We start from the raw sequence: 2,163 nt of genomic DNA, 5'->3' as shown, positions 1-2,163 counted from the left end.
GTCATCATATTCGTCGTCAGAAAACAAGTATTATGCCATTATTTCAATGAGTTATCTTTTTTTGTCGTGTACAGAGATCAAAATTATAAAATTGATTCTATTTTCGATAAAATAGTTTTATATAAAAAGACCACGTCAAGGGGATGACGTGGCGAAAAACTGAAATATATAACTCACTATACACAGCATATAATCAAGCTATGTATTAACTTTTCGCAATGTTATCGAGTAGTTCTGGTTCCAACATAAAGAAATCTCGTCCAAAATTTTCCAATGGAATATCAGAAAGATTAATTTGGTATTCAATATCACCGTTAAAAAAACTTTGAGATTTTTGTATCGAACGTTCCCAACCGAATTCCTTACCACATTGCTTGAGCAAATATTGATAAACCTTTGCATCATTGACTCTTAACAAGAATGCATCATCAGATAACTGATGTATCGAGACATTTTCGGAATATTGCACATCAATCATGATCTACCTCCTAGAATGAATGATCAAGTGAATATTAGTTATCATTATAGATAATTGCTTATTATTCAACCATTTTTTAATATTTATTTTTAGTTATTAAATATTTAAGTCATATTTTTGAAATAAACAACAAGACTTGAAGCGATGTGGCGAAAATTGTCACTAATGCTAGCTTTCTTCTCTGTCAAATTACTAGCGATAAAGAGTAGGTCTTTGGCTGCATAAAATCAAAAAGTGCAAATTCTCATAATAATACTTCCCATTAAAACCAATGATGTTCTAAAAAATTATTATTTATACATGCCTAAATACATAAAACAGCATTGATTCGATCTTGATCTGTGATTAAGTTTAATCCATTCATTACCTAAAATTTTCTCCATAACAACTTCTATATTTTCTGATGGGTAAACTATTTTCCAAATTAAGTTAGTAGACACTAAAAAGATTCAGTTCAAATTATTCAACGGTAAATGAATAACATCTTAATTGTTTAGAATTGTCTTCTATAGAAAACAATCATTATAACCTCAGACAACTGACAGTATTTTTTTAAATGTGTGCCCTATCTTTTGAATAATTACTACTGAATTTAGGCAGATCAAACCGTCATTCACATCTATTCTACTTTGAAAGAGTCAGTTAAGTTGTTCGAAGTATAGGCTTGTATATTGTTAGCATTTCAAACTGACGATTAGCTAATTCTCAATTGCTCCTTACAAGTTTTATCCCATGTAATTCAATCCAGTATTGGATGTGGGGTAGGTTTAGGGGTAAAACCAGAGCTAAGAAAAAAGCCCTTGTAAAAACAAGGGCTTATTTCGATATTTGGCGGAAGCGGTGTCCGTCTAACATTGGTCTTATACTGTCTTAATTAATTTAATATAATTATATATTTCAATAAACTAAAAACAAACCCTTCCAATACAATCTTGCATAATCTTATCATTTCCACTACTCTATGGGGGTTTTTATGGGGGCTTAAAAGAATACTATGCCAAAAAAAGCGAAAGAACTCTCAGCTCGTAGCGTAGCAAATCTTAAAGCAGAAGGTAGACATGCTGTTGGTGGTGTCGATGGTCTACGTTTGCGTATTTATAAAAACACACGCTCTTGGATACTCCGAGTTGTCGTTGGAAAACGCATAGATAAAAATGGGATATTAAAAGACCATCGCCGTGATATTGGTCTAGGTTCTTACTCTGAAGTATCTTTAAATGAAGCTAGAGAAAAAGCACGTGAACTCAAGTCACAAATTCGTAATGATATTGACCCACTCGCATATAAGGAAAAACAACTAGAAAACCTACGTATCCAAAAACTACGTGATAAAACTTTTATTGAATGTGCCAAGATCGTTGTTACGAATAAAACCCGTGAATTGACCAATCAAAAACATATTGCTCAATGGTCATCTACTTTAGAAACTTATGTCTATCCTGTTATTGGCGAACGTATCATCAGTTCGATTACGAAGGCTGATATTTTGGCTGTGCTTGAACCAATATGGGGTGAAAAAAATGAAACAGCTAAACGGATTCGTGGACGGATTGAAACCATCTTTGATTATGCTAAAGCAATGGAATTTTTTACAGGGGATAATCCTGCTGTTAGCGGCAGTGTAAAAATGACCCCCTAATGGCATTTAAAAACTGACCCCCTTGGTTAATATAGCGGTCATTTTG

Annotated in this window: 1 protein-coding gene and 1 pseudogene; one reads left to right on the top strand and one right to left on the bottom strand. The window is 32.9% G+C overall.

The genetic code is table 11. The annotated features are described in order from the left end of the window. Window positions 1-205: 205 nt before the first annotated feature. Window positions 206-478 carry a hypothetical protein gene (locus CDG56_RS16595; RefSeq protein ID WP_004662783.1) on the bottom strand — a complete coding sequence of 91 codons (273 nt, stop codon included), beginning with the start codon at window positions 476-478 and terminating at the stop codon, window positions 206-208. Between the two features lie 994 nt (window positions 479-1,472). Here CDG56_RS16595 and CDG56_RS16590 point away from each other — a divergent pair. After that, a pseudogene (locus CDG56_RS16590) lies at window positions 1,473-2,087 on the top strand (tyrosine-type recombinase/integrase); the annotation flags it as partial. Between the last annotated feature and the right edge of the window lie 76 nt (window positions 2,088-2,163).

This window comes from Acinetobacter sp. WCHA39 (assembly GCF_002165385.1).
Lineage (GTDB): Bacteria > Pseudomonadota > Gammaproteobacteria > Pseudomonadales > Moraxellaceae > Acinetobacter.
This window is presented reverse-complemented; position numbering and strand designations above follow the sequence as displayed.

Coding starts and splice junctions, on each gene's coding strand:
- CDG56_RS16595 (WP_004662783.1), bottom strand. CDS start 478: ATGATTGATGTGCAATATTCCGAAAATGTCTCGATACATCAGTTATCT.